Annotated in this window: 22 protein-coding genes and 1 riboswitch; of the genes, 10 read left to right on the top strand and 12 right to left on the bottom strand. The window is 71.4% G+C overall.

Annotated features, from left to right (window positions below; all coding sequences use genetic code 11):
• Window positions 1–5 precede the first annotated feature (5 nt).
• On the bottom strand, window positions 6–620 hold the full coding sequence (gene cobO, locus HUW46_RS08695) for a cob(I)yrinic acid a,c-diamide adenosyltransferase (protein WP_215546804.1): 615 nt from the start codon (window positions 618–620) through the stop codon (window positions 6–8).
• Window positions 620–2,569, bottom strand: coding sequence for a putative cobaltochelatase (locus tag HUW46_RS08700; protein ID WP_215546805.1), 1,950 nt, complete (start codon window positions 2,567–2,569; stop codon window positions 620–622). Before HUW46_RS08700 ends, cobO begins: the two co-directional genes overlap by 1 nt.
• Before the next feature lie 210 nt (window positions 2,570–2,779).
• On the opposite strand from HUW46_RS08700, the gene cbiE reads away from it, so the two are divergent.
• Genes cbiE through HUW46_RS08725 form a run of 5 tightly spaced genes read left to right on the top strand, consistent with a single transcriptional unit; the run spans window position 2,780 to window position 9,091 of the window.
• On the top strand, window positions 2,780–3,964 hold the full coding sequence (cbiE, locus tag HUW46_RS08705) for a precorrin-6y C5,15-methyltransferase (decarboxylating) subunit CbiE (protein WP_442860924.1): 1,185 nt from the start codon (window positions 2,780–2,782) through the stop codon (window positions 3,962–3,964).
• Window positions 3,961–4,722: a precorrin-4 C(11)-methyltransferase gene (cobM, locus tag HUW46_RS08710; protein WP_215546806.1), complete on the top strand. Its 762-nt coding sequence runs from the start codon at window positions 3,961–3,963 to the stop codon at window positions 4,720–4,722. Before cbiE ends, cobM begins: the two co-directional genes overlap by 4 nt.
• A 24-nt stretch (window positions 4,723–4,746) precedes the next feature.
• Complete coding sequence (locus HUW46_RS08715; protein ID WP_215546807.1) at window positions 4,747–5,103, top strand: hypothetical protein; 357 nt, start codon at window positions 4,747–4,749, stop codon at window positions 5,101–5,103.
• The gene (locus HUW46_RS08720) at window positions 5,100–5,831 is read left to right on the top strand and encodes a cobalt-precorrin-6A reductase (protein ID WP_215546808.1); all 732 of its coding nucleotides are present in this window, start codon (window positions 5,100–5,102) and stop codon (window positions 5,829–5,831) included. Before HUW46_RS08715 ends, HUW46_RS08720 begins: the two co-directional genes overlap by 4 nt.
• 35 nt (window positions 5,832–5,866) lie before the next feature.
• Window positions 5,867–9,091, top strand: coding sequence for an arabinosyltransferase domain-containing protein (locus HUW46_RS08725; protein WP_215546809.1), 3,225 nt, complete (start codon window positions 5,867–5,869; stop codon window positions 9,089–9,091).
• Here HUW46_RS08725 and HUW46_RS08730 read toward each other — a convergent pair.
• The 3 genes from HUW46_RS08730 to HUW46_RS08740 are packed head-to-tail and all read right to left on the bottom strand — an operon-like array spanning window position 9,088 to window position 12,343.
• A complete protein-coding gene (locus HUW46_RS08730; RefSeq protein ID WP_215546810.1) occupies window positions 9,088–10,587 on the bottom strand; it encodes a precorrin-2 C(20)-methyltransferase in 1,500 nt (499 codons plus the stop codon). The genes HUW46_RS08725 and HUW46_RS08730 overlap by 4 nt on opposite strands.
• Entirely contained in the window at window positions 10,584–11,219 is a 636-nt protein-coding gene (locus HUW46_RS08735; RefSeq protein ID WP_215546811.1) for a precorrin-8X methylmutase, read from the bottom strand. Before HUW46_RS08735 ends, HUW46_RS08730 begins: the two co-directional genes overlap by 4 nt.
• Window positions 11,216–12,343 carry a precorrin-3B synthase gene (locus tag HUW46_RS08740; protein WP_215546812.1) on the bottom strand — a complete coding sequence of 376 codons (1,128 nt, stop codon included), beginning with the start codon at window positions 12,341–12,343 and terminating at the stop codon, window positions 11,216–11,218. The genes HUW46_RS08735 and HUW46_RS08740 overlap by 4 nt, the downstream gene beginning before the upstream one ends.
• A gap of 103 nt (window positions 12,344–12,446) precedes the next feature.
• A riboswitch (cobalamin riboswitch) is annotated at window positions 12,447–12,517 on the top strand.
• A gap of 59 nt (window positions 12,518–12,576) precedes the next feature.
• On the opposite strand from HUW46_RS08740, the gene cobN reads away from it, so the two are divergent.
• Entirely contained in the window at window positions 12,577–16,167 is a 3,591-nt protein-coding gene (gene cobN, locus HUW46_RS08745) for a cobaltochelatase subunit CobN (RefSeq protein WP_215546813.1), read from the top strand.
• Between the two features lie 53 nt (window positions 16,168–16,220).
• Here cobN and HUW46_RS08750 read toward each other — a convergent pair whose 3' ends face one another.
• A complete protein-coding gene (locus tag HUW46_RS08750; protein WP_215546814.1) occupies window positions 16,221–17,279 on the bottom strand; it encodes a LysR family transcriptional regulator in 1,059 nt (352 codons plus the stop codon).
• 226 nt (window positions 17,280–17,505) lie between these two features.
• Here HUW46_RS08750 and HUW46_RS08755 point away from each other — a divergent pair, with 226 nt between their 5' ends.
• The 4 genes from HUW46_RS08755 to HUW46_RS08770 all read left to right on the top strand — a co-directional run bounded on the left by HUW46_RS08755 (window position 17,506) and on the right by HUW46_RS08770 (window position 20,672).
• Entirely contained in the window at window positions 17,506–18,624 is a 1,119-nt protein-coding gene (locus tag HUW46_RS08755; RefSeq protein ID WP_215546815.1) for a radical SAM protein, read from the top strand.
• On the top strand, window positions 18,621–19,268 hold the full coding sequence (gene tmk, locus HUW46_RS08760; RefSeq protein WP_215546816.1) for a dTMP kinase: 648 nt from the start codon (window positions 18,621–18,623) through the stop codon (window positions 19,266–19,268). The genes HUW46_RS08755 and tmk overlap by 4 nt, the downstream gene beginning before the upstream one ends.
• Complete coding sequence (locus HUW46_RS08765) at window positions 19,259–20,098, top strand: endonuclease/exonuclease/phosphatase family protein (RefSeq protein WP_215546817.1); 840 nt, start codon at window positions 19,259–19,261, stop codon at window positions 20,096–20,098. Before tmk ends, HUW46_RS08765 begins: the two co-directional genes overlap by 10 nt.
• A 76-nt stretch (window positions 20,099–20,174) precedes the next feature.
• Window positions 20,175–20,672 (top strand): NUDIX hydrolase, encoded by a 498-nt coding sequence (locus HUW46_RS08770; RefSeq protein WP_215546818.1) that lies wholly within the window; start codon window positions 20,175–20,177, stop codon window positions 20,670–20,672.
• A 189-nt stretch (window positions 20,673–20,861) separates the two neighbouring features.
• Here the strand turns inward: HUW46_RS08770 and paaE are convergent, their stop codons facing one another.
• Genes paaE through paaZ form a run of 6 tightly spaced genes read right to left on the bottom strand, consistent with a single transcriptional unit; the run spans window position 20,862 to window position 26,538 of the window.
• On the bottom strand, window positions 20,862–21,944 hold the full coding sequence (paaE, locus tag HUW46_RS08775; protein ID WP_215546819.1) for a 1,2-phenylacetyl-CoA epoxidase subunit PaaE: 1,083 nt from the start codon (window positions 21,942–21,944) through the stop codon (window positions 20,862–20,864).
• Entirely contained in the window at window positions 21,944–22,432 is a 489-nt protein-coding gene (gene paaD, locus HUW46_RS08780; protein ID WP_215546820.1) for a 1,2-phenylacetyl-CoA epoxidase subunit PaaD, read from the bottom strand. The genes paaE and paaD overlap by 1 nt, the downstream gene beginning before the upstream one ends.
• Window positions 22,426–23,283, bottom strand: a complete 858-nt coding sequence (paaC, locus tag HUW46_RS08785) for a 1,2-phenylacetyl-CoA epoxidase subunit PaaC (protein WP_215546821.1) — start codon at window positions 23,281–23,283, stop codon at window positions 22,426–22,428. The genes paaD and paaC overlap by 7 nt, the downstream gene beginning before the upstream one ends.
• Window positions 23,280–23,564: a 1,2-phenylacetyl-CoA epoxidase subunit PaaB gene (gene paaB, locus HUW46_RS08790; RefSeq protein ID WP_215546822.1), complete on the bottom strand. Its 285-nt coding sequence runs from the start codon at window positions 23,562–23,564 to the stop codon at window positions 23,280–23,282. Before paaB ends, paaC begins: the two co-directional genes overlap by 4 nt.
• The gene (gene paaA / locus HUW46_RS08795; protein WP_215546823.1) at window positions 23,561–24,511 is read right to left on the bottom strand and encodes a 1,2-phenylacetyl-CoA epoxidase subunit PaaA; all 951 of its coding nucleotides are present in this window, start codon (window positions 24,509–24,511) and stop codon (window positions 23,561–23,563) included. The genes paaB and paaA overlap by 4 nt, the downstream gene beginning before the upstream one ends.
• Window positions 24,508–26,538: a phenylacetic acid degradation bifunctional protein PaaZ gene (paaZ, locus tag HUW46_RS08800; protein WP_215546824.1), complete on the bottom strand. Its 2,031-nt coding sequence runs from the start codon at window positions 26,536–26,538 to the stop codon at window positions 24,508–24,510. The genes paaA and paaZ overlap by 4 nt, the downstream gene beginning before the upstream one ends.
• Window positions 26,539–26,637 lie beyond the last annotated feature (99 nt).

The raw sequence follows: 26,637 nt of genomic DNA on the forward strand, positions 1-26,637 counted from the left end.
GCGCGTCACCACTCGATCCCCCGCTGCCCCTTCTGACCGCTGTCCATCGGGTGCTTGACCTTCGTCATCTCCACCACCAGGTCGGCGGCGTCGACGAGCGCGGCGGGCGCGTTGCGGCCGGTGATCACGACGTGCTGGTGCCCCGGCCGCGCGGTGAGCGCTTCGACGACCTCGCCGGTGTCGATCCAGCCCCAGTGCAACGGGTAGCTGAACTCGTCGAGCACGTAGAAGTCGTGCCGCCCGTCGGCGAGCCTGCGCTTGATCTCGGCCCAGCCCTCGCGCGCGTTCTGCGCGTGGTCGGATTCGGTGCCGGACTTGCGCGCCCAGCTCCAGCCCTCGCCCATCTTGTGCCATTCCACCGGGCCGCCTGAGCCGTCGGAGTCGTGCAGCGCGCCGAGTGCGCGGAACGCGGATTCCTCGCCGACGCGCCACTTCGCGGACTTGACGAACTGGAACACGCCGATCGACCAGCCCTGGTTCCACGCCCGCAGCGCCATCCCGAACGCGGCCGTCGACTTGCCCTTCATCTCCCCGGTGTGCACCACCAGGAGCGGACGGTTGCGGCGCTGGCGGGTGGTGAGCCCGTCGTCGGGCACCACGGCCGGTTTCCCCTGCGGCATCAGGCTGCCCTTCCCGTCCTGGCGCGCACGGCGCCGGTCAGCGACTCGGCGGCGACCTCCGCGAGCGGCAGGCGTTCGGCGCCGAGCGCCTCGGCCAGCGCGGCACCGAGCCCGAGCCGCATCTTGCCGGTCTCGCAATCCATCACGACCGACGCGATCCCTTGCCCCGCGAGCAATCCGGCCGCGGCTCGCGAATGCGCGACAGCGTCGGCGCCGCTGGTCGCGCGCCCGTCGGTGACCACGACCAGCAGCGGCCGCCGCCTCGGGTCGCGCAGGCGCTCGACCCGCAGCACGTGCTCCGCCTTGAGCAGCCCTTCGGCGAGCGGTGTCCGCCCGCCGGTCGGCAGGGTTTCCAGCCGCGCGGCGGCGGCCTCGACGCTGATCGTCGGCGGCAGCGCCAGTTCCGCGGCGTTCCCGCGGAAGGTGACCAGGCCGACCTTGTCGCGCCGCTGGTAGGCGTCGAGCAGCAGCGACAGCACGGCGGCCTTCACCTCGCGCATCCGCGAACGCGCGCCCATCGAGCCCGACGCGTCCACGCAGAACAGGACGAGGTTGCCTTCCTTGCCCTCGCGCCGCGCGAACCGGAGGTCGCTCCCGCGCAGCACGAGCCCGGTGCCGGACCGCCCTCGCGCGCGCTGGTGCGGCGCGGCGGCTCGCACGGTGGCGAGCAGGTGCGGCCTGCCCTCGCGCACGGACGACGGCTGCACGCCGACCGTCCGCCCGGTGTCCGTGACGGCCCTGGACCGGCGACCCTGCGCTCCTTCACCGGTGCCGGAAACGGCGAGCAGCTTTGCGCGGTAAGGCTTTCCGGCGCCGACCGTGGAAGTGTCGGTGCCCCCACCGCCCCCGCTCTGCTCCCCAGGCGATCCCGTCGGTTCGTCCTCAGTGGACGGTGGCTCGGCACCCGAACCCGGCCCGTCGTCGTCCGGTCCCTGCTCGGGTGGTTCGGCGTCGGAAAGCGCCTGCTCCAGTTGCTCCTCTTCGATACCGGGCGCGTCGAACGGGTTGCGCCTGCGCCGGTGCGGCAGCGCGAGCCGCGCCGCCACCCGGATGTCCTCAGTGGACACTTCGGCGCGGCCTGCCCACGCGGCGTGCGCGACCGCGGTGCGCGCGGTGACGATGTCCGCGCGCATCCCGTCCACTTCGAACGCGGCGCACACCTCGGCGATCTGGCGCAACGCGGCGTCGGTCAGCACTACCTCGGGCAGAAACCGTTGCGCCGCTTCGATTTCGATCGCGAGCGTGGCGTCGGCCTCGGCGTAGGACGCGGCGAACGTGTCCGGATCGGACTCGTAGGCGAGCCTGCGCCGCACCACCTCGACCCGCTGGGCGGGATCGCGGCTGGAGGCGACCTCGACGGTGAGCCCGAACCGGTCGAGGAGCTGCGGCCGCAGCTCGCCCTCCTCGGGGTTCATCGTGCCGATCAGCACGAACCGGGCGGCGTGCGAGACGGAAACGCCCTCGCGCTCCACCGTCGCGCGCCCCATCGCGGCGGCGTCGAGCAGCGTGTCCACGAGGTGGTCGTGGAGCAGGTTCACCTCGTCGACGTAGAGCAGGCCGCGGTGCGCGGCGGCGAGCAGGCCGGGCTGGTAGTCCGTGACGCCTTCGCCGAGCGCCCGTTCCAGGTTCAGCGACCCGACCACCCGGTCCTCGGCCGCGCCGACGGGCAGTTCGACCAGGCGCGCCGGGCGCCGTGACACGGACGGCGCGTCGTGCGGGCCGTCGGGGCAGGCGGGGTCCGGTGCCGACGGCGAGCACGAGAACCGGCAGCCATCGACCACGTCGACCTCGGGCAGCAGCGCGGCCAGCGCGCGCACCATGGTCGATTTCGCGGTGCCCTTCTCGCCCCGCACGAGCACCCCGCCGATCGACGGGGAGATCGCGGAAAGCACCAGCGCCAGCCGCAGATCGGCCATCCCGACCACGGCGCTGAACGGATACGGCCGCATGCACGCTCCTCTCGCGGTGGGTGTCCACGCCCACTGGAGTACGGGCCCTGCCGGGGATGCTCCCGGCGGGCAACGGCCGCCCAAGCTCTGGCTCCCGGCCCGGTGGCCGGTCACAGTGGCGGGACCGCCCTGGACTCGCGCGCGTGCGCTCACACAGGTTCCTCGGCGACCGTCCGGCCAATCCTCGCACAACGCGGTTAGCCTCTGCGGGTGAGCGAGACGGTGACGGTGGCAGGAATCGGAGCGGACGGCTGGGCCGGGCTGTGCCGGGACGCGCGCGAGGCGATCACCAGCGCGGACGTCGTGTACGGCGGTCCGCGCCAGCTCGCGCTCATCGGCGACCACCCCGGCAAGCGGCCGTGGCCGAGCCCGCTGCTGCCCGCGCTCGACGGGCTGTTCGACGAGCCGGGGCGGATCTGCGTGCTGGCGAGCGGGGACCCGATGCTCGCCGGGATCGGCACGACGCTGGTGCGCAGGCTGGGCGCCGACCGGGTGCGGATCCTGCCGAGCGTGTCCTCGGTCGCGCTGGCCAGGGCCAGGCTCGGCTGGTCGGCCGAGGAGACCGAGGTGGTCAGGGTGGTCGGACATTCGGCCGATCGCGTGACCCGCGCGCTGGCGCCCGGCGCGCGCCTGCTGGTGCTCAGCGGCGACGCGAGCACCCCGGCGACCCTGGCCGCGCTGCTGCGGCGCACCGGGTACGGCCCGAGCCGGCTGACCGTGCTGGAAGAACTCGGCGGGCCTGCCGAAAACCAGGCCGACGGCACCGCGGACGACTGGGATCGCGCCGAGGGCGCCGCGCTGAACCTCATCGCGGTCGACTGCGAACTGGCTCCGTGCGGTCAAGCGCTTCCCACGCTCCCCGGCCTCCCCGACGACGCCTACGAGCACGACGGCCAGCTGACGAAACGCGATCTGCGCGCGCTCGCACTGGCCAGGCTGGCGCCCGCGCCCGGTGAGCTGCTGTGGGACGTCGGGGCGGGCGCGGGCAGCGTCGGGATCGAATGGATGCGCGCGCATCCCCGCAACCGGGCGATCGCCGTCGAACGAGACCCGGGGCGCGCGGCGCGCATCGACCGCAACGCGACCGCGCTCGGCGTGCCGGATCTCGACGTCGTCGTCGGCGAGGCGCCGGGAGCGCTGTCCGGGCTGGCCGCGCCGGACGCGGTGTTCGTCGGCGGCGGCCTCACCACGGCACTGGCCGAATGCCTTGCGGCGCAACCGAAACGACTCGTCGCGCACGGTGTCACGGTCGAAGCGGAACAGCTCCTCGCCGCCGCGCACCGCGACCACGGCGGCGAGCTGACCAGGGTGGCCGTCGAGCAGGCGGCGCCGCTGGGCGGGTTCACCGGATGGACGCCGTCGAGGACCGTGACCCAGTGGAGCGTGACGCCATGACCGTGCACTTCATCGGCGCGGGCCCCGGCGCCGCCGACCTGATCACCGTGCGCGGCCGCGACCTCCTCGCGCGCTGCCGGGTCTGCCTGTACCCAGGCAGCCTGACCCCGAAGGACCTGCTCGCGCACTGCCCCGGCGACGCGCGGCTGGTCGACACCGCGGGGCTTTCGCTCGACGAGATCGTGGCGGAACTCGTCGCCGCGCACGAACAGGGCCTCGACGTCGCGCGCCTCTGCTCGGGCGACCCGTCGCTCTACAGCGCCGTCGCCGAGCAGGTGCGCCGGCTCGACGACGCGGGCGTGCCGTACGCGATGACGCCCGGTGTCCCTGCTTTCGCCGCGGCGGCCGCCGTGCTCGGCCACGAGCTGACCGTGCCGACGGTCGGGCAGAGCCTGGTGATCACGCGCGTGCAGGCGCGCTCGACGAAGATGCCGCCCGGCGAGAACCTCGCGACGTTCGCGGCGAGCGGCGCGACGCTGGCGCTGCACCTCGCGGTGAACCGGATCGAGCGGGTGGTCGACGAGCTGCTCCCGCACTACGGCGAGGACTGCCCCGTCGCGGTCGTGTTCCGCGCGACGCACCGCGAAGAGCGCGTGCTGCGCGGCACGCTCGGCGACATCGCGGGCCAGGTCCGCGAGGCGGGGATCGACCGCGCCGCGATGATCTTCGTCGGGAAGGTGCTCGCCGCGGACGGGTTCCCGGACAGCTTCCTGTACTCGGCGGACCGGGACCGCTCGAAAATGCCGCCGTCGTTCTGAGCCGGGTTGCCTACCCTGGGAGCCGTGCTGGAACTCGGAAGCCGCCGCCGCAGGCTGCCCCCGCCGCCGAAGGTGGTGTGGGCGTCGCTGGTGGACCCGCACCTCGATCCGTCGCGGCCGTGGCTGGACCTGCTCGGCGACGAGACCGAGCCCCGGATCCTCGAATCGGCCGAGCCGGGCCTGGTGGTGTGGTCTTCGCTGTGGCCGTCCCGGCCCGATGACGTGATCCGCTTCGACGTCGAGCCGGACGGCGTGGAAACCGGGCTTCGCTGGACCCTGCTCACCTCCGGCGAAGCACCCGACGAGAGCAAGCTCGGGCACCTGCGGTTCCGGCTCAACAAGCTCCTGTACGGCGGCCTGCGCGGCTCGTACGGCCAATGACCGTCCTGGTGCTCGGCGGCACGGCCGAGGCGCGCGAACTGGCCGCCGAACTGCACGCGCGCGGCATCGGCGTGGTGTCTTCGCTGGCGGGCCGGGTCAGCGCGCCGCGCCTGCCCGAGGGCGAGGTGCGGATCGGCGGGTTCGGCGGCCCGCACGGGTTCGCGGCGTGGCTCGCCGACCAGCGGATCACCGCGGTCGTCGACGCGACGCACCCGTTCGCCGAGCGCATCAGCGCCTCCGCGGTCACCGCGTGCCGCCTCGCCGGGAAGCCGCTGCTGCGGCTGGAACGGCCCGGCTGGGAGCAGGGCCCCGGCGACGACTGGCACTGGGTCGCCGATCTCGGCGAGGCCGCGCGCGTCGCGCCGGCGCTGGGGCGGCGGATCTTCCTCACCAGCGGGCGGCAGGGCCTCGCCGCGTTCGCGCACCTGGCCGAGCCGTGGTTCCTGGTGCGCTGCGTCGACCCGCCGTCCCCGCCGCTGCCGCCGAAGGCCGAGGTCGTGCTGGCCCGCGGCCCGTACACGATCGCGTCCGAACTGTCGCTTCTGTGCGAGCACGGCATCGACGTGCTGGTGACCAAGGACAGCGGCGGCGCGCACACGTCGGCGAAGCTCACCGCCTGCCGCGACCTCGGCATTCCGGTCGTCCTCGTGCGGCGGCCGGACCGGGGCGGGGCGGCGTCGGTGGCGACCGTTCCAGCGGCGCTCCGCTGGGTGCTCGGGATCCGGTAACGGGTGCTCACCCGGCTACGGCTAGCGTTGGGGCAATGTGGACCGCCACCAGGCAACCTCCGGGCGACCGTGACGAGGAGAAGGACCCGGAACACCCCGAAGGCGACGCACGGACGAGCGCGGTGGAGCGCAGGCACCTGTGGCGCCTGCTCGCGATCGTGTTCGGGCTCGTCGCCGCGGGCTGCGCTCTCGCCTACCCGTTCCTCCCGGTCGTGCAGGACACCGCGAAGATCGTGTGGCCGGCGGGCAACGACACCAGATCGGTGAACGCGCCGCTCGTCGGCTACTGGGCGCAGGACATGCGCGTCGACCTGCCGTGCCCGACGGTGAAATCGGTCGACTCCCGCACCGGTGGCTCCGGCGTGCTCTTCTCGACGGTGCCGTCGGCGCGCTCGGAAAAGGGCGCCGGCATGCTGCTGCGGGTCGAGAACGGCCTGCTGACCGCGTCGAACCGCGGCGAGCAGGTGGTGCGCCAGCCGCTGCCGCCGAGCGGCTGCGACGTCAAGATCACCTCGGATGTCAACCGCACCAAGATCTTCGTCGGCGGCATCCCGGTGTACGACGCGAACGGCGACTCCCGCCCGCGCGTGGTCGGCATCTACACCGACATCTCCGGCGCGAAGGACCCGACCGCGGGCCTGCAGGTGACAATCACGCCCGACACGCGCTACCAGTCGTCGCCGACGGGCTGGAAGGTCGGCATCGGCGTGGTCGGCGTGCTCGCCATCATCGCCAGCCTGATCGCGGTGAACCGGCTCGACATCGGCTTCGCGAGACGAGCGCCGCGCTGGGCCCCGGTCGGCTGGTGGCGGCTGACCGCGCGCGACTTCACGGTGTTCGGCGCGCTCGGCGCGTGGGTCTTCATCGGGCCGGTGACCTCGGACGACGGCTACATCCTCACGATGGCCAAGGTCACCGAGGCCACCGGGTACCTGACGAACTACCACAGATGGTTCGGGGTCGCGGAGGCCCCGTTCGGCTGGTTCTACCACGTGTACGAGCTGATGACGCACGTCAGCATGGTGCCGCCGTGGATCCGGCTGCCCTCGTTCCTGCTCGGGGCGCTGAGCTGGCTGCTGATCAGCCGCGAGGTGATGCCGCGGCTGGGCAGCCAGGTGCGGGTGAGCCGCGCCGCGGGCTGGGCGGCCGCGATGGTGTTCCTGGTCTGGTGGATGCCGTACAACAACGGCGTCCGCCCGGAACCGGTCGCCGCGGTCGGTTCGCTGCTGGCGCTGTGCGCCGTCGAGCGGACCCTGGTCACGCGCCGCATGCTGCCGCTGTGCCTCGGCCTGCTGGCCGCCGCGTTCACCCTGGCCGCGACCCCGACCGGGCTGATCGCGGTGGCGCCGTTCCTGGTCGCCGCGCGCCCGCTCTACCAGCTACTGCGGTCGAGAGCGCGGGAAAGCAGCTGGCTCACCGTGCTGGGGCCGATCATGGGCTCCGGTTTCCTGGTGCTCATCGTGATCTTCGCGGACCAGACCTTCGCCAGCGTCCAGGAGGCGACGCGGCTGCGCACCCAGGTCGGGCCGAGCCTGTCGTGGTTCGAGGAGCTGTCCCGGTACGAGCTGCTGTTCGAGAACTCGGCCGACGGTTCGGCCGCGCGCCGCTTCCCGGTGCTGCTGCTCATCCTCTGCACCGGCGTGTGCCTGGTGATGCTGTTGCGCCGCGGCCGCATCCAGGGCGCCGCGCTCGGGCCCGCCCGCCGTCTCATCGGGACGGTCGCGATCTTCTTCGTGATGCTGGCGCTCACGCCGACGAAGTGGACGCACCACTTCGGCGCGTTCGCCGCGGTGGGCGCCGCGATGGCCGCGCTGACCGGGCTGGCGACCAGTTCCACCGTGCTGCGGTCCAAACGCAACAGAGCCGCGTTCGTCGCGGGGCTGCTGGTGGTCGCGGCACTCGCGGCGACGGGGCCCAACGCGTACTGGTTCGTGTCGAACATCGGCGTCCCGTGGGGCGACAAGGCGATTTCGGTCGGCGGGTTCTCGCTGTCCACGGTGCTGCTGATCGCCGCGGCGGTCGCCGGGATCGTGGCGTTCGTGGAGAACGTGCGCGCCCACCGTCCACATCAGCCGGTCGCGCCGCAGGAGGGCCGTGGCCGGTCGCTGAAGCTCGGGTCGATCTCGCTGGTCGCGGTGTGCGGACTGGTCGCCTTCGGCGAGTTCGGCAGCATGGCCAAGGCGATCCAGAAGGGCTGGGGCAGTTACAGCTTCGGCGCGGCGAACGTGTCGCACCTGTTCGGCAAGAACTGCAACCTCTCCGATCACGTGATGGTGGAGCGCGACCCGGTTTCGAGCGTGCTCAGCCCGGTGACCGACAAGACGGTGCCGCTCACCGAGGCGGAGAAGAAAAAGAAGCAGGAGGACAGCGGCGGCGGGGTCGGCGGCATCGGCGCGCTTCCCCCGCCACCGGACGAGGGCAACCAGAAGACGCAGGTCGGGTTCCACACCACCGGCACCCTCGACAAGGACCCGCTGACCGATCCGCCGCACGGCTTCAAACCGTCGAAGGTGCCGATGTGGAGCAGCTACCAGGACGGCGGCGCTTCGGTCGGCAGGCTCCGCACCGACTGGTACGGGCTGCCGGAGGAGCGCGCGGACGGTCAGGTCGTGGTCGCGGTCAACGCCTACCCCGGCAAGGCCACCTCGGTGCAGGTCGAGTTCGGTGAGCAGACCCCGCAGGGCGTGCACATCGTGAAGAGCCAGGACGCGCTGTCGAACGGCGGCGGCTCGGGAAGCTGGTCCGACGTGCGCATCGGCATCGGCGACCTGCCGAAGAACGTCACCACGGTGCGAGTGGTCGCGAAGGACGACGACCTCACCCAGGACGGCTGGGTCGCGGTGACGGCGCCGCGCGTGCCGACGTTCACCACGCTCACCGAGCGCGTCGGCAAGGCACCGGTCTACATGGACTGGCCCGCGTCCTTCGCCTACCCGTGCATGAACCCGGTGACCTCGCACGACGGGATCTCCGAGATGCCCGCCTACCGGATCACCGCGGGTTCGCTCGCGGTGGAGGGCGAGGTCGGCTCCAACAAGGGCGGCGGTCCGATCGGCTGGATCGAGGAGGTCGCGGACGAGCCCGAGGTGCCGAGCTTCCTCAAGAACAAGCCGGAACAGGCGTGGGGCCAGCTGATGCAGGTCGAGCCGTACACCGACGGCGTGGCACCGCAGGTGGTGCGCGGCCAGGAGGTGCACCCCGGCTGGTGGACCCCTGGCCCCGGCCCGCGCCAGCCGAACGGGCACACGCAAACGCGCTAGTACGACCGCGGCGTGTAGACGGTTCCTCCCGCACTCCTCGTGCGGGAGGAACCGACGATCAGCAGGCAGCGCATGTCCACTTCGGACGGATCGAGTCCGTCCAATGTGGTCACGGTGACCGATTCCTCCGCGCTGCCGACGGCCCTGGCGATCACCACGGGCGTTTGCGGTTCCCGGTGGCGCAGCAGCACTTCCTTCGCCGTGGCGAGCTGTGTGGTGCGGCTGCGGGAGGCCGGGTTGTAGAGCGCCAGCACCAGATCGGCCGCGCCCGCCGCGTCGAGCCTGCGCTCGATCACGTCCCACGGCTTGAGCCGGTCCGAAAGGGACAGCACGCAGTAGTCGTGGCCGAGCGGGGCGCCGACCCTGGACGCGGCGGCCTGCGCGGCCGTCACACCCGGCACGACCCGCACGCCGACCCCGGCCCATTCGGCGTCCTCGGCCTGTTCGAGCACCGCGGAGGCCATGGCGAACACGCCGGGGTCGCCGGAGGACACCACGGCCACCTTGGCGCCCGCGCGGGCGAGGCCGAGCGCTTCGCGCGCGCGGTCCGCTTCGACGCGGTTGCCCGAGGCGTGCCGCGTCTGCCCGGCTCGCTGCGGCACCTTCGCCAGGTACGGCCCGTAGCCGACGAGGTGCTCCGCCGCGGCCAGTTCCGCCGCCGCCTCCGGGGTGAGCCACTGCTCTCCCGCCGGGCCGAGCCCGACCACGACGACCTCGCCGCCGGTCGCGGGCTCCCGTCCGGCGGACATGGGTTCGTCCTGACCGGACTTGCGCGCCGCGTAGGCGGGGCTGGGCACGACGGCGAGCGAGAAGTACGGCACGGTGCCCGGCTCGACCTCGGCGAAGTCCGCCACCCGCTGCGCACCCCAGGTCGCACGCTCCACATAGGACGCTTCGGGCATCCGGCCGGACTCTTCGAGCGCCTCGCCCACCGCGCCGAAGGTCCTGCCCAGCTTGAGGATCGCGGCCGCGTCGGTGTCCGCGAGCCGCCGCGCCAGCTCCGGGGCGGGCAGCGTGCCGGGCAGCACGGTGAGCACCTCGTCGCGCTGCACGAGCGGGCGCCCGAGCACCGCGGCCGCCGCGCTGACCGAGGTGACGCCGGGGACGACGTGCGCCTCGTACCGATCGGCGAGCCGCTCGTGCATGTACATGTAGGAGCCGTAGAAGAACGGGTCACCCTCGCACAGCACGACGACGGACCGCCCGGCGTCGAGGTGCTCGGCGAGCCGTTTCGCGCTCAGCTCGTAGAACTCCGCGATCGCGCCCTCGTACCCGCCGGGGTGGTCGGTGGTCTCGGTGGTGACGGGGTAGACGAGCCGCTCCTCGAGCTGGCCTTCGGTCAGGTAGGGCGCGGCGACGGAGCGCGCGATGCTGCGGCCGTGGCGCGCGCTGTGGTAGGCGATCACGTCGGCGCCGCCGATGAGCCGCGCCGCCTTCACCGTCACCAGCTCGGGATCGCCCGGCCCGAGCCCGACCCCGTAGAGCACACCGGTCACCGGATGATCCCTTCGTTCTCGGCGGCCAGTGCGTTCACCGCGGCGACCGCCATCGCGCTGCCGCCCCGCCTGCCCCGCACCACGAGGTACGGCGCTGGCGCGCGCTTCACCAACTCCACCTTGGACTCTTCGGCGCCGACGAAACCGACCGGGACGCCGAGAATCGCGGCGGGCACACCAGCGCCTTCGTCGATGAGTTCCAGCAAGCGGAACAACGCGGTCGGCGCGTTGCCGATCGCGACGACGGATCCGGCCAGCCGGTCCCGCCACAGCTCCATCGCGGCCGCGGACCTGGTGGTGCCCATCCGCTCGGCCAGCCCCGGCACGGCGGGGGCGGTCAGCGTGCACACGACGTCGTTGGCGGCGGGCAGCCGGGTGCGGGTGATCCCGCTGGCGATCATCATGGCGTCGCACAGGATCGGCGCGCCCGACCTCAGCGCCGCGCGCGCCGATTCCACCACGTCGAGCGAGTAGGCGAGGTCGTCGACGAGGTCGACCATCCCGCACGCGTGGATCATCCGGACCGCGACACCCGCCACGTCCTCGGGCAGGATCGCGAGGTCCGCCTCGTCCCGGATGGTGGCGAACGAACGGCGGTAGATCTCCGCGCCGTCGCGGATGTAGTCGGTCACTCGGCTCCCTTTCCGTGCAAGGACTCCAGAAGGTCCACAGTGGACACCCAGGCCCCGTCGACGAGGTACCCGCCCGCGGTGGCGAGCACGTCGCGGTGCGGGCCGCGCGGGGCGCCGCAGCGCCGGTCGCAGCCGGAGAAGTGCGCGGTCAGGCCCGGTTCGAGCGCCTTGGCGGCGAGCGCGCGGACGTCGGCGAGCGCACGGGAGCACCCCGGCCGCCCGATGCACGCGCTGACCCCGGCACCCGGTGCGTCCTGGCTGGTCAAGAAGCCTTCGAGCCGGGGCGCGACCGAGGCGTCCGGGAGCACGACCGACCGCCACGGCGTGATGGTCACCTCACCGGCGAGCGAGGCGAGCAGGTACGCGTCGTTCGCGCTGAGCACCCCGAGCGGCGGCGCCACGCACAGTTCCTCGCCGTGCTCGCCCAGTTCGACCCGCGTCGAGGGCAGTCGCCGTGGTGGCACTCTCGCGGCTCGGAGCGCGCGTCCCGCTTCGATGAGCGGCGCGTCGTCGGGTAGTTCCCGCACCCGCCACGCGTCGCCCCTGATCTCGGTGAACACCACGGCGAGCCGGGCCAGCGCGCCCGCCGCCGCCGACGCGGGAACCCGCAGGCCCGAGTCGGATCCGTCGAACAGGATCGCGCCGTAGTCCGGGGTGAGCGCCTGCCAGCCGAGGTCGGCGCGCTCGCCGGACAGGTCGCCGCGCCCGCTGTCGAGCGCGAACAGGAACCGGCCGGGCAGGTTCGCCAGCGCGGGCACCGCGCACACGGTCTCGTCGAGCGAGCGGACGAGCGGCCGCACGTCGACCAGGCCACCGCCGACCGGGGACGCGAGGAAGTTCCGGACCCGCTCGTGGGTCGGCGAGGGCAGCAGCCCGGCGGCGCCGAGCCGCTCGACCACCCGCGGGTCGCCGTCGGGGAGGCCACGGAGCTGGAGGTTCGCGCGCGAGGTCAGGTGCAGTGCGCCGTCGCCGAATTCGGCCGCGACGGAGGCGAGCGCGACGAGCTGCGCCGCCGAGACCCTGCCACCGGGGAGCCGGACCCTCGCCAGCGCGCCGTCCGCGGCGGGATGCGTGGCGTAGACCCCAGGGCACGCGTCACGGCGATCACGTGCGGGGGTGGGCATGGAGGTCACTCTAGATGGCCGGTGCCGCTTCGCCGAACGTCACCTTGACGCCGGGTGCCCGGTACCCGGAGAGTGAACGGCGACCCATGCGCGCCTGTCAGCGGAGGAACCCGGTGGAAATCCGGGACGGTCCCGCCACTGTGACCGGATCTTGGATCCGGGAGTCAGGAACTCCGGCAGGCGCGTTCCACGTGCCCGGGGCGAGGACACCCCGGAAAGGAGCGTCGGCGGCCGTGATCCTGCTGCTGTCCACTTCGGACACCGATCTGCTGAGCGCGCGGGCGAGCGGGGCGGACTACCGCCTGGCCAACCCCGCCCGGCTCGACCTCTCCGAGCTGCCCGCGCTGCTCGCCGCCGCGGAGATCGTCGTCGTCCGCATCCTCGGCTCCGAACGGGCCTGGCAGGAAGGCCTCGACGCGGTGCGCGGCAGCGGCAAGCACGTGGTGGTGCTGGGCGGCGAGCAGGCGCCCGACGCCGAGCTGATGAAACTGTCGAGTGTGCCGTCGGGTATCGCCACCGAATCGCACGCGTACCTGGCGCAGGGCGGGCCGGAGAACCTGCGGCAGCTGCACCGGTTCCTCTCCGACACGCTGCTGCTGACCGGGGACGGGTTCGACCCGCCCGCGGCCCAGCCGGTGTGGGGCGTGCTCGACCGCGAAAAGCGCGCCACGAGCGGGCCGACGATCGCGATCCTGTACTACCGCGCGCACCACCTGTCCGGGAACACCGCGTTCATCGAAGCGCTGTCCAGCGCGATCGAGGACGCGGGCGGGCAGGCGCTGCCGATCCACTGCGCGTCGCTGCGCTCGCGCGAGCCCGACATGATGGCGAAGCTCGGCGAGGCGGACGCCCTGCTGGTCACCGTGCTCGCGGCGGGCGGGACCAGGCCGTCGGAAGCGGGCGCCGGCGGGGACGACGAGGCGTGGGACGTCGCCGAACTGGCCGCGCTCGACATCCCGACGTTGCAGGCGCTGTGCCTGACCAGCGACCGCGAAACCTGGGACGCGAACGACGACGGACTGTCCCCTTTGGACGCCGGGAACCAGATGGCGGTCCCGGAGTTCGACGGCAGGATCATCACGGTTCCCTTCTCCTTCAAGGAGATCGACGAGGACGGCCTGCCGAAGTACGTGGCCGATCCCGAACGGGCGTCCCGCGTCGCCGGGATCGCGGTCGCGCACGCGAGGCTGCGGCACACTCCCCCGCCTCAGCGCCGGATCGCGCTCATGCTGTCGGCGTACCCGACCAAGCACTCGCGCGTCGGCAACGCGGTCGGGCTGGACACGCCCGCGTCGGCGATCGACCTGCTGCGCCGGATGCGCGCGGCCGGATACGACCTCGGCGACGAACCGTTCCCCGGTGTCGAGCCGACCAGCACCGACCAGCCGGACGGTGACGCGCTCATCCACGCTCTGATCGCCGCGGGCGGTCAGGATCCCGAGTGGCTCACCGAAGAGCAGCTCGCGGGCAACCCGATCCGGGTGCCCGCCGCGCGCTACCGCGAATGGTTCGCCGCGCTGCCCGCGGAGCTGCGCGAAGCGATGGAAGAGCACTGGGGCCCGGCGCCGGGCGAGTTGTATGTGGACGGTGGCGACATCGTGCTCGCGTCGTTGCAGGCGGGCAACGTGGTGCTGATGATCCAGCCGCCGCGCGGGTTCGGCGAGAACCCGGTGGCCATCTACCACAACCCGGACCTGCCGCCGAGCCACCACTACCTGGCCGCCTACCGGTGGCTCGAAGAGGAGTTCGGCGCGCACGCGGTGGTGCACCTCGGCAAGCACGGCTCGCTGGAATGGCTGCCCGGCAAGACCGCGGGCCTGTCCGCGTCGTGCGCGCCGGACGCGGTGCTCGGCAACCTCCCGCTGATCTACCCGTTCCTGATCAACGACCCCGGTGAGGGCGCGCAGGCGAAGCGGCGCGCGCACGCCACCATCGTCGACCACCTCATCCCGCCGATGGCGCGCGCGGAGAGCTACGGCGATCTCGCGCGCCTGGAACAGCTTCTCGACGAGCACGCGAACATCGCCGCGATGGACCCGGCGAAGCTGCCCGCGATCCGCGCGCAGATCTGGACGCTCATCCAGGCCGCGAAGCTGGACCACGACCTCGGCGTGGACGAGCGCCCGCACGACGCCGAGTTCGACGACTTCCTCCTGCACATCGACGGCTGGCTGTGCGAGGTGAAGGACGCGCAGATCCGGGACGGCCTGCACATCCTCGGCCAGGCGCCGGAAGGCGAAGCGCGGGTCAACCTCGTGCTGGCGATGCTGCGCGCGCAGCAGATGTGGGGCGGACAGTCCGGCGCCGTACCGGGGTTGCGCTCCGCGTTGGGGCTCAAGGAGAACAGCGACACCGCACTGTCCGAAGTGGACGGTATCGAGCAGACGGCGCGTGCCCTCGTCGAAGCGATGGAAGCGTCCGGCTGGGACTCGACCACGGTAACCGCTGTGGCGGAACGCGTGCTCGGCCATCCCGACGAGAAGGTCGGGCACGTGCTCACCTTCGCGGCCACCGAGATCGTGCCGCGCCTCGCCGGGACGTCCGCGGAGCTGGACGCGGTGCTGCACGCCCTCGACGGCGGGTACATCGCGGCGGGCCCGAGCGGGTCGCCGCTGCGCGGGCTGGTGAACGTGCTGCCGACCGGCCGCAACTTCTACACCGTGGACCCGAAGGCGATCCCGAGCAGGCTCGCCTGGGAGACCGGGCAGGCGCTCGCGGATTCGCTGCTGCGCCGCTACCGCGAGGACACCGGTGACTGGCCGCGCTCGGTAGGGCTGTCGGTGTGGGGCACTTCGGCGATGCGGACCTCCGGTGACGACGCGGCGGAAGTGCTGGCGCTGCTGGGAGTTCAGCCCGTGTGGGACGAGGCTTCCCGGCGCGTCACCGGGATCGAAGCCGTCCCGCTCGCCGAACTGGGCAGGCCGCGGATCGACGTCACCGTGCGGATCAGCGGGTTCTTCCGCGACGCCTTCCCGCACGTCATCGACCTCCTCGACGACGCGGTGCGGCTGGTCGCCTCGCTCGACGAGCCGGACGAGCAGAACTTCGTACGGGCGCACGCGCGCGCCGATCTCGCCGCGCACGGGGACGAACGCCGTGCCACCACGAGGATCTTCGGTTCCAAGCCGGGCGCGTACGGCGCCGGGATGCTGCCGCTGATGGATTCCGGGAACTGGCGCGACGACGCCGATCTCGCCGAGGTGTACGCGGTGTGGGGCGGTTTCGCCTACGGCCGCGGCCTCGACGGACGGCCCGCGCGCGAGGACATGGAGAGCTCGTACAAGCGCATCGTCGTGGCCGCGAAGAACACCGACACCCGCGAGCACGACATCGCCGACTCCGACGATTACTTCCAGTACCACGGCGGCATGATCGCCACCGTCCGCGCGCTCACCGGCACCGCGCCCGCGTCCTACGTCGGCGACAGCACCACCCCGGACGCGGTGCGCACGCGGACGCTCGGCGAGGAGACCGCGCGCGTGTTCCGCGCCCGCGTGGTGAACCCGCGCTGGATCTCCGCGATGCGCAAACACGGCTACAAAGGCGCTTTCGAACTCGCGGCCACTGTGGACTACCTGTTCGGCTTCGACGCCACCGCCGGGGTCGTCGACGACTGGATGTACGAAAAGCTCAGCGAGTCCTACGTGCTCGACGAAGTGAACCAGGAGTTCATGGCGAAAGCCAACCCGTGGGCGCTGCGCGGCATCATCGAGCGCCTCGGCGAAGCCGCCGAACGGGGCCTGTGGGCCGAACCCGACCAGGACCTCCTCGACCGCATGCGCGAGGTCTACCTCCGCTTGGAAGGCGATCTCGAAGAGGGCTGAGCACTCACGCCAGTTCGTGCTTCGCGGCCAAGGCAACGGCGCGCGACGACCCGTCAGCCCGGTAGAGCCGAGGGGATGGCTCGGGCCGGGGTCGCTTCGTCAAAGGCGGTCCACAGCAGGTTTAGCGGGTGGTCGGCGGCATAGCGGGCGCGTTCGCCCTTGCGAGCGAAGATGCCGGTGACGATCTCAAGGCGGGGGCGGTAGTCGTCGGCGAGGTCGATCTTGCGCAGGCCCTGGCCGGGCAACCGGCCCTCGAGGGCGGCGTCGGCGACGCGTTCGGTGGTGAGCAGGCAGCCATACAGGAGCTGGCTGGTGAGCAGGTTGAGGCCGTAGTTGAGGGAGTCGATATCGGCGATGACGTCGAGCACGCCGCGGTAGCCGGGGCCGTACCAGCGGCTGAGGAACTGGGCGAGTAGCCCGGCGGTGGGCGCGAGCAGCGGCAGGCCGGGCAGCCGCTCGGCGCCGACCGGGGTGTCGGGCAACTCGCGGACGCTGAGATTGGTGAGCAGGGCGACACGTTCGCGATGCCATTCCAGGAAGTCGTAGTCCACTGTGGATGGTCGGCCAGGTTCGGCGGCGAAGCTGCCGCACACCAGGTCGACCTTCTTGCCGTCGAGCTTGCGCCACAGGTCTCGGGTGCGGACGTGCTCGATGTTGAGCTGCACGCCGCGGCGCTCGAAGTCCTTGCGCAGCGCGGGCCACACGGCGCCGAGGAACTGCACGGTGAACTCGGTGGTGCCGAAGGTGACGGTGGACCCGACCCGGCGCCGGCTTCGGTGCAGACTGTTGGTCCACGACAGCAGGGTCTGCCGTGCCAGTGCGACGACCTCCTCGCCGGACGGGGTGAACAAGAAGTCCTTGCCCCGGCCCTGTTTGACCACCAGCGCCTCACCGACCAGGCGGGTCGCGGCCTTGTTGAGATTGTCGAGCTGCTTCTGCACGCTGGACTGCTCGCGCCCCAGCGCGCGGGCGGCACGTTGCGCGGTGCCCGTGGCGTGCACGACGGCCAGGGTGCGCAGTTGGTCCAGGCTGACGTCGAGCATCTCCGGCGGGCTGCTCAGCAGCGATGACAGGACTTCCGCCGCCTCGCCGTCATCTGCGATCTCCGGCACCGCGCCCTCCTCGTCCCGCCCTGTCGATGACACACCCTGGCATGTGAATTGTCCGCTCGGACAGTTGGACTGTCGTTGACCGCACTTCCCGCCGAACTGTTCCACAAGTGTTCGTGCGAACATCTCAAGTAACGATACTGTTCGACCGAACATCTAGTGTGAGTGCCCGACCAGGCTGCTCACGGTGGCGCCCAGGTCGGCGCCCGGGGAAGCGGAGGTTGCACTGGTGATCGCTCGCAGTATCGCCACCGACGAGGTGGCCTCGTCCTGCTACTTCCGCACCACGGTCGAGCAGCCGTTCCGCAAGGCACTGGTCCAGATAAACGAGGACTGCAATCTGTGCTGCGCCCACTGTTTCGTGTCCGCGACGCGAGTCGGCATGCAGATGCCGCTGGGCGATGTAGTGGAGAAGGTGATCCCGCGCCTGGCGGACAGCCGGGTTCGGCGGGTGACCCTCACCGGCGGGGAGCCAACGATCCACTCGGACTTCCTGGACATCGTGCGCGCGTTCCGTACTGCGGGGATGGACGTCGGGATCTGCACCAACGCCACCAGACTGACCACGGTCCAGATCGCGGCGCTGGTCGAGCTGGGCGTGCACTGCAACGTGTCCCTGGACGGGTTCGCCGCCGACTCGCACGGCAAGTTCAGAGGTGACCGCGCCACTTTCGCGGTCACCGTTGCGACCGTGGAAAGGCTCGGCCGGGCGGGCATCCTGCAAGGGCTGCTGTGCACGCCGAACACGTTGGCGCAGAACGAGGAGTACGCCCGGCTGTGCGGGTTTGCCCGGGCGAACGGGGCCCGCTACGTGCTGCTCAACCCGCTGGGCAGCATGGGCCGCGGCGTAAGGTCGAAGGCCAAGCTGGCCAAGACGACCCTGCACATGCGGGAGATCTTCGAGCTGACCGCGCCGTTCGACGGACCGGAGCTGGACATCGCGCACATCCGCTTCCCCAACGCCGGAGCCCGGCCGCTGGCCGGATGCGAGGCCGGGACGATCATCTATGTGTTCACTCCCGGCGAGGTCACGGTGTGCCCGTACCTGGTGTTCGCCGCCCGCACCCCGCAATCGCGGCACGCCGACACCGAGTTCATCGTCGGCAACATCTTCACCGACCCCGACATCGCGCACCGGCTGGGCGACTACCGCTTCCACGACCGCTACCAGGTCGGCGCGAACGCCACCTGCGCGGCGTGTTCGCTGAACTCCGGCTGCGGCAAGGGCTGCCCGGCCGCCGTGGTCGCTGCGGGTGGCCGGATCGGTGACGTCGACGCCGAGCAATGTCCGATTGTCGACGAGGATCACGCTGAGGGGCGTCGGTTGCTGCCGCTGATGCCCGCGTGACCGGCCTGTCGCTGGACGAGCCGCGGCGCCTGTCGGGCACGCTGATCATCCTGGACGGCCCCGGCGGGGCAGGGAAGTCCACCGCTGTCTGCCTGGTCGCTGAGACGCTGACAGTGGCCGGGGTAGCGGCGCACCCGACGAGCCAGCCGTCCCGCGCGCCGCTGGGAGAGCTAACCCGGCACGGCACCGACACCTACCGAGGCATGGCACTGGCCTGCCTGTGCGCCGCCGACCGCCACCACCAGCTCGCCACCGAGATCCTGCCCGCGCTGGCGGACGGCGCGGTCGTGGTGTGCGACCGCTACGTCGCGTCTTCGCTGGTGCTGCAAGGTCTTGACGGGCTGTCCGCCGAGGTGGTGTGGCAGCTTAACCGTGGTGTCTACCGGCCGGACCTCTCTGTCATCCTCACTGGCGCCCCCACCGTGATCAACGCCCGGCTGCGGGCGCGCGGCGGACACAGCCGCTTCGAGCGCGCCGAGGACAATAGCGAGATGGAGACCGGCCTGTACCTCCACGCTGTGGTCAACCTGCGACAACGGGGCTGGCCGGTCGCGTCGATGGACGCCACCACCGACACGATCGCCGCGGCGATGGTGTCCCTCATCCAGCACGTCCTGACCGAGAAGAGCTCGGCATGTCTCTGAGCCTGATCACCGTCAACATCGGCGCCCCGTCGCTGGATCGTGCGCAGCGCCAGCTCCGCTGGCTGGCCGCCCGCCCGGAGGATGTGCTGGTGCTGACCGAGACCAAGGCCACCGCGGGCAGCCAGTTCCTCGCCGAGGCATTCATCGCCGCCGGCTACGCGGTGACCTTCCCCGACCACGCCCCCGGCGAGCTCGGCGTGATGATCGTCAGCAAGCTCGCCACCACCCTGGACCCGCTCAGCGCGGCACTGGACTACCTGCCCGCGCGCGCCGCCGGGGTCGTGGTGGGTACTTCGGACGGGCCGCTGCGCGTAGTCGGCGCCTACGTGCCCTCCCGCAACGCCACCGCCGAGAAGACCGAACGCAAGAAGACCTGGATCCAGCGCTTCGGCCACGCCCTGGACGCCACCACGAGCGAGGCGCCGCTGCTGCTGCTCGGCGACCTCAACGTGCTCGAACCCACCCACATACCCGCGCATCGCGGCCAGTTCGCACCGTTCGAGTACGCCTTCTACACGGGGCTGACCGAGCGACACGGTCTGGTGGACCTGTTCCGGCACCTGCACGCCGACGCCGTCGAGCACAGTTGGGCACGCCGCGCGGACCTGGGCTACCGCTACGACCACGCCCACGGCTCCCGCGCCTTGGCCGAGCGGCTCACCGCGTGCGAGTACGTCCACGAGACCAGGGAAGCGGGGACCGACGGCGCTCGGCTCACCGACCATTCAGGACTCGCCGTGCGGGTGTCGATGACCGCGACCACCTCGCTGCTAACGTCGGACCCCGCCACGGCGGCCACGCACGCCGAGCCGGAGCCGACTCTGTTCTGACGCACTCGGCCTCCGCTGCTCGTCGGTGGCTGCCGGACCACATGTCCGTCAGCCGACCGCGAGGACCTGCCGCAGGATGCCCGCATCCACCAGCACCGCCACACCACGAATTGGCGCCCGCGTCCTTCTGCTCGACCGCGACGACCGCGTACTGCTCATCCACGCCCTCGACCCCACCGACCCCGCGCACCACTGGTGGGAGCTGCCCGGCGGCGGCCTGGACGAGGGCGAGGACCTCCATACCGCCGCCCGCCGTGAGCTCGCCGAGGAATCCGGAATCACGCTCACGGCCCTCGGCCGCAAGTTGTGGGTCCGCGAATCCCGCTTCCGCTACCAGGACCGCGACCACCACCGCATCGAGCACGTCTTCCTCGGACGCACATCGATCACCGCGCCACAGGTCTCGCTCCAGCCCACCGAGAACGAGAAGGCCGGGCTGATCGAGCGTCGTTGGTGGGCCGCTGACGAGCTGAGGCAGTGCCGCGACAAGCTCCTGCCCGCCACCCTGCCTGCCCATCTCGACGACCTGCTCGCGGACCGGTTCAGCCCCACGCCTCTCACTCTCCTCGACTGAGCGTCTGGCGGATCGCCGGGGCTCCGTGTGGGCCAGGGCATCAACGCCTCCAGCCGCCGCAAGATCAAGGAAGGCTCGCTGAACCGGTTCCGCTGCCAGGCGACGAGGTTCTCACCTGTGTCGCGCACTACGACACGTTCGACAAGATGGGCCGGTCTACCCACCCCGCACCGCATGAACCGTCGTGGTTCAGGCGTCGTAGTCGACCGTCAAGGAGTCGGACACCGGGAACGACTGGCAAGTAAGGACGAACCCGGTGTCCACTTCGGACTTTTCGAGTGCGAAGTTGCGTCGCATGTCGACCTCGCCGTCGGTCACCTTCGCCCGGCAGGTGCCGCACACCCCGCCCTTGCAGGCGAACGGGAGGTCGGGGCGGAACCGCTGCGCGCCGTCGAGCACGGTCGTGGCGCGGGACAGCGTCATCGAGCTGGACCGGCCATCCAGCACCAGCTTCACCTCGCTGGACGCACCCTTCAGGCCGGGTTCTTCGTGGCGGACGGGTTCCGGCGGCAGATCGTCCACATAGAACAGTTCCTGGTGCACGCGGTCGGCGGGCACGCCCAGATCGGCGAGCACCTCCTGCGCGGAGGTGACCATCCCGAAGGGACCGCACAGCCACCAGTGCGCGACCTCGCCGACCGGGATCAGCGCCGTGCACAGCTTGCGCAGCCGGTCGGCGTCGAGCCGCCCGGTGAACAGCTCCGCCTCCCTCGGCTCGCGCGAGAGCACGTGCACGAGTTCGAGCCGTGCCGGGTAGCGGTCCTTCAGATCGGCCAGCTCGTCGGCGAACATCACGGTGTCGCTGCGGCGGTTGCCGTAGAGCAGGGTCACCGTGGCGTCGCTGGAATCCAGCAGCGACGCGGCGATCGACAGCACCGGCGTGATCCCGGAGCCCGCGGCGACCAGCACGTGGTGGCCGCCGGTGTCCAGATCGGGGGTGAAGCTGCCCGTCGGCGCGGCGACTTCGATGGTGTCGCCCGCCCGCACTTCGTTCACCAGCCACGACGAGAACAGTCCACCCGGGACTTCCCGCACACCGACGCGCGGGCTTTCCCCCGCCGCCGCGCAGATCGAGTAGGAGCGCCGCTGGTCGACGCCGTCGATCTCGCGGCGCAGGGTCAGTGACTGCCCCGGCCGGAAGTCGTAGCGCTCCGCCAGATCCGGTGGCACCTCGAAGGTCACCGCGACCGCGTCGTCGCACAGCCGCCGCACGGACGCGACGGTCAGCGGGTGGAACCCGGTCCGCCGCGGTGAAACGGTCGTGGTGGTCACTAGATCTCCTTGACGTGCTCGAACGGTTCGAGGCAGGCGCGGCAGCGGCGCAGCGCCTTGCACGCGGTGGCGCTGAACCGGGACTGCTCTTCGGTGTCTTCGGAACCGCAGCGCGGGCAGCGCACGCGGGCGATCGGCGCGCTCAGCGTGAGCGGGATCGGCCCGGTGCGCGCCGGTGCGGCCCCCGGCGGCGCGATACCCGCCTCGGCGAGCTTGCGCTTGCCCTCGGAGCTGATCCAGTCGCTCGACCACGCCGGGTGCAGCACGGTGCGGACCTCGACCTCGCCGAACCCCGCGCCGCGCAGGGCGTGTTCGAGATCGTCGCGCATGGTGTCCATCGCGGGGCAGCCGGTGTAGGTGGGCGTGATCGACACCGTCACCCGTCCGTCTACTTCGGACACCTCGCGCAGCACGCCGAGATCGGCGAGCGTCAGCATCGGCAGCTCGGGATCGGTCACCGTCGCGGCCACCGCGTAGGCGGTCACCATGTCGCGTCCGGATGCGCCCTCGCCACGCTCTGCAGCTCGGCGAGCAGGTAGCCCATGGCCTCGGTGTGCACGCCGTCGCGGCCGGTGTGCCCGGACACGCCGATCAGCGCGGGACGCTCCGGCCTGGTCAGCGTAGCGGCGGCGAACACCTGGTCCAGCACCGCGTCGACCTCCTCGCGCACCGAGGACGCGTCGACAAGTTCGTCCGGATGCGGCTGGAACAGTTCGTCCACATAGGACCACGCGGCGTCGAAGCCCTCCTGCATGCGCCGGTGCGAAAGCTCGGTGCCGTCGCCGAGGCGGACCGCCCACTGCGCCGCGTAGTCGCGGTGGTAGGCGACCTCCTTGACGCCCTTGTCCGCGATCGCGGCGAGCACCGGGTCCTCGCTGGACACCAGGCGTTGCAGCAAAGCAAGGCGCCAGGCGGAAAAAATGACGAGCCGGGCGATGAGGTGTCCGAAATGGCCACCGTCGAGTTCGGCGAACCGGACGTTGCGGAACTCCTGCTCGCCGCGGAAGTACGCCAACTCGTCCTCGCCGCGGCCGGAGCCGTCCGCCTTGCCCGCACGGGAAAGCAGCAGCCGCGCCTGGCCGAGCAGGTCGAGCGCGATGTTCGCGAGCGCGACTTCGTCCTCCAGCTCGGGCGCGTTCGTGCACCACTGCTGAAGCCGGTGCGAGAAGACCAGCGCGTCGTCGCCGAGCATCAGGCAGTACGCCGCCAGCCTCGCACCGTCCACACCGGACGGGACGGTGGTGTCCACACCGGATAGCGGGTCGTCGAACCCGGTGCCGAAGGCCCAGCGTTCGTCGTTCTCCTCGGTGATCGCCTCGTAGACGTTGTCGAAGCTCATATGTGCGGCACGTTCTCGGGAATGTCGTAGAACGTCGGATGCCGGTACACCTTGTCGCCGCTGGGCGCGAAGAACGGGTCCTTCTCGTCCGGGCTCGACGCGGTGATCTCCGAAGCCCTGACCACCCAGATGCTGACGCCCTCGTTGCGGCGGGTGTAGAGATCGCGCGCGTGGTGCAGGGCCATCTCGTCGTCGGCGGCGTGCAGCGAGCCGACGTGGACGTGGTTCAGCCCGCGCTTCCCGCGCACGAACACCTCGTACAACGGCCAGTCGTGTTTCACCGCTCCCCCTGCTTCTTCAGCGCGTGCGCCGTGGCGGCTTCCCGTACCCAGGCGCCGTCGTCGTGCGCGCGCCGCCGCTGTTCGATCCGCTGCGCGTTGCATGGGCCGTTGCCCTTGAGGATCTGCTTGAACTCGTCCCAGTCGATCGCGCCGAAGTCGTGGTGCCCGCGATCGGGGTTCCAGCGCAGTTCGGGATCCGGCAGCGTGACGCCGAGCGCCTCGGCCTGCGGCACGGACATGTCGACGAAGCGCTGGCGCAGTTCGTCGTTGGTGTGCCGTTTGACCTTCCACGCCATGGACTGCGCGGTGTTCGGCGAATCCGCGTCGGGCGGGCCGAACATCATCAGCGACGGCCACCACCACCGGTTCACCGCGTCCTGCACCATCTCGCGCTGGCCTTCGGTGCCGCGCATCATGGTCATCAGCAGCTCGAAGCCCTGCCGCTGGTGGAAGGACTCCTCCTTGCAGATGCGGATCATCGCCCGCGCGTACGGCCCGTACGAGCTGCGGCACAGCGGGACCTGGTTGCAGATCGCCGCGCCGTCCACCAGCCAGCCGATCACGCCGACGTCGGCGAAGCTCAGCGTCGGGTAGTTGAAGATCGACGAGTACTTCTGCCGACCGGTGATCAGCTTGTCGGTGAGATCGGCGCGGTCGGCGCCGAGCGTCGCGGCGGCGGAGTACAGGTACAGCCCGTGCCCCGCCTCGTCCTGGACCTTCGCGAGCAGGATCGCCTTGCGCCGCAACGAAGGAGCGCGGGTGATCCAGTTGCCCTCCGGCTGCATGCCGATGATCTCCGAATGCGCGTGCTGCGCGATCTGCCTGATCATCGTCTTGCGGTAGCCCTCGGGCACCCAGTCGCGCGGCTCGACCCGCTGGTCGCGCTCGATGGTGTGCTCGAAGAGCGCTTCGAGGTCCTTTTCGGACACTTGGTCCGCGACGGTCATGGCTGCTCCTTGGCGACCAGGGTGAGCACGTCGTACTTCGCCACCGAGTCACCGTCTTGATTGGTCACGTCGGCGTCCCAGCGGACCTCGCCGTAGTCCTGGTCGTTCCGCGGCGTGATCTGCTTCGCGGTCAGCGTCACCGTCAACGCGTCGTCGACCTTGACCGGGGTGAGGAAGCGCAGGTTCTCCAGCCCGTAGTTCGCCAGCACGGGACCGGGCTCCGGCGAGACGAACAGCCCGGCGGCGAACGAAACCACCAGGTACCCGTGTGCGACGATCCCGCCGAACAGCGGGTTCGCCGCGGCCGCCGCCTCATCGGTGTGGGCGTAGAACGTGTCGCCGGTGAACTCGGCGAAGTGGTCGATGTCGGCGCGGGTGACCGTGCGCGCGCCCGCCACCACCGCGTCGCCGACCTTCAGCTCCGCCAAGGACTTCCGGAACGGGTGAGTGTCCGAAAGGGACCGTCCGGCACCGGGGACCCACTGGCCGCTGACCGCGCCGAGCACCTTCGGGCTGCCCTGCACGGCGGTGCGCTGCAGGTGGTGCAGCACGCCGCGGATACCGCCCAGCTCCTCGCCGCCGCCCGCGCGGCCTGGCCCGCCGTGCACGAGCTGCGGCAGCGGGGAGCCGTGCCCGGTGGACTCTTTCGCGTCGTCCGCGTCGAGCACCAGGATCCGCCCGTGCCACGGCGCGAGCCCGAGCACGATCTCGCGCGCGAACGCGGTGTCCCCGGTGACGACCGAGCCGACGAGGCTGCCTTCGCCGCGCGCGGCGAGTTCGACGACCTGCTCGGCGGAGGTGTACGGCAGGAGTGTGGACACCGGGCCGAACGCCTCGACCTCGTGCGGTTCGGCGCGGTCCGGATCGGCTTTGAGGAGCACCGGCGAAACGAACGCGCCGCGTGCGGCGTCCGCGCCGACGACCTCGACCTGCTCGGGATCGCCGAAGACGACGCTGCCCACGGACAGCAACGCCTTCAGGGACCGGCGTACCTCTTCGCGCTGTTCGAGGCTGGCCAGCGCGCCCATGCGCACGCCCTCGGCGGCGGGATCCCCGACGACGACCTTCGCGAGCCGTTCGCTCGCGGCGGCGGCCACGTCGTCGAGCAGTTCGGCCGGCACGAACGCGCGCCGGATGGCGGTGCACTTCTGGCCCGCCTTGACGGTCATCTCGGTGACGAGCTGCTTGACGAACAGGTCGAACTCGGCGGTCCCGCGCACGGCGTCCGGGCCGAGGATCGAGCAGTTCAGCGAGTCGGCCTCGGCGGTGAACCGCACGGAGTTCCGCACGATGGCCGGGTGCGCGCGCAGTTTCCGCGCGGTGGCGGCCGACCCGGTGAACGACACCAGGTCCTGCGGGGTGACGTGGTCGAGCAGGTCGCCCGCGCCGCCCGCGAGGAACTGGAACGAACCCTCGGGCAGGATCCCGGATTCGACGATCAGCTCGGCGAGGCGCGCGGTCAGGTACGCGGTCTGGCTGGCGGGCTTGACCAGGCTCGGCACCCCGGCGAGGAAGGCGGGCGCGAACTTCTCCAGCGGGCCCCACACCGGGAAGTTGAAGGCGTTGATTCCGATCGCGACCCCGCGCAGCGGCGTGGCGATGTGCCTGCCCGCGAACGTGCCGCCCTTCCCGAGCGGTTCGACGGCGCCGTCGAGGTAGACGGTGTCGTTGGGCAGCTCGCGCTTGCCCTTGCTGGCGTAGCTGAGCAGGACGCCGATGCCGCCGTCGACATCGACCTTCGAATCGACCGGCGTGGCCCCTGTCTTCGCGGAAAGCGCGTACAGGTCATCGCGGTGCTCGCGCAGGTACGAGCCGAGCGCCTTCAGCAGCGCCGCGCGCTGGTGGAAGGTCAGCGCGCGCAGCGCGGGCCCGCCGACGCGGCGGCCGTACTCGAGCGCCGCCGCCCTGTCGACCCCGGCGGACGAAACGCGAGCGACCTCCTCACCGGTCACCGCGTCGTGCAGTGGCGCCCCCTCCTCGGCAGGCGTGTGCCAAGCACCGGAGACGTAACTGCGCAGGACTGCCATGGGTTCCGACCTCTCACCGAGAGCGCTGAAGTACCAAACCGACTGAATTACCAACCGTACGTTCAGTAATTCATCTTAGCCGCTGGCCACGCGGGACGA

Source organism: Amycolatopsis sp. CA-230715 (genome assembly GCF_018736145.1).
In the GTDB taxonomy this organism is placed as follows: Bacteria; Actinomycetota; Actinomycetes; order Mycobacteriales; family Pseudonocardiaceae; genus Amycolatopsis.